At 32.4% G+C, this 1,216-nt stretch carries 1 protein-coding gene; it reads right to left on the reverse strand.

Features of this window, described 5'->3' with window-relative positions; translation table 11 throughout:
- Positions 1-59: 59 nt before the first annotated feature.
- On the reverse strand, positions 60-1,216 hold a 1,157-nt coding region (locus F6K13_RS33975; protein WP_287290057.1), incomplete at its 5' end, for a glycosyltransferase.

Raw genomic sequence — 1,216 nt, forward strand, 5'->3', positions numbered from 1 at the left:
TCTTGAATAGGTGGTTCTTGACAATATTTACCTTCACCCTGACTCAGACTCACCCTGGGTCAAATAGACGCATAATCATGGAGAGTAACGTCGTAGTTAAGAGCTAATTCTTTCAACAATTTATCAAGAAAATTTTTAGAAAAACCTATTGTATGGTGAATATGAACATGAAATACTCCTAAATTTTGTAGATCTTGAATTAAAGTTTTCCCATCATTATTCAGATTATATCTTGCTAATAAATCCAACTTTGGATAAGTTAATTCAACCCAATCTTTTGATTCAGCATCTGGTTTAAGAATTAGACTCTTTATATTTTCTGAATCCAAAATATAAACTAAATCTTGCAAATATTTTTCAGTGCCACCTCCCAAGTTATGATTAATCATTAAAATGAAGCGATCGCCACAACGTCTTAACCTTTCTAAATCAATATTTCTCCGTGCAGTAGCAAAAATATCTGACTTAATAAATTCCTGAATAACTAAATCATATTCAGGATATTTTTCAGCAATTAATTTCATACTACGATTGATTAAATTAATCTTATCACCAACAAAAGATTGACTGCCAACGTGCTGAATAAATACTCCTGTTGCTGCAATATGTCGCCAACCTAAATCTAAAGCTCGTTGACACCAGTCAACTTCTTCTCCATATCCTTTACCCCATGTTTCAGCATCAAAATAACCAACTTCTCTCAAAGCATCACGGCGAATGTACAAACAAAAACCATGACCTGAAGGAACTTCAATCGTCACATTTTGATTAACTTGCCGACATATTTGAGCTAATTCTTCTAAAGTCAAATCTTTAGGTATATCTTCAGTTTCTTGACAATTAATAGGATAACTAAAAATTGTTGCATTATTACTAAAAGGTGTAGCTGTGGCAATTCTTTCTTCTTTATAGACCGCTTCTCGTAAATAGTCCAACCAATAATCTGTTACATAAGCATCTGAGTTTAGCAAGACAACATCTGACTGTGTATCAGACATCATTCCATTATTAACAGACTTGACAAAACCTTCATTTTCAGGGTGTTTAATCAATTTTATCTGACCTGAATTAGCTAACTCATCTAAATAAGTATGAATTTCTAGTTCAGGACTACAATCATTAATTACTGTGATTTTATATGGACGGTTTCGCTTAGATTGAATGACCCTTTCTAAACATTGTTGTGTTACTTTTAAATTTCTATATACTGGAACAA

It is taken from the genome of Okeania sp. SIO2B9, assembly GCF_010672505.1.
Taxonomy (GTDB): domain Bacteria; phylum Cyanobacteriota; class Cyanobacteriia; order Cyanobacteriales; family Microcoleaceae; genus Okeania; species Okeania hirsuta.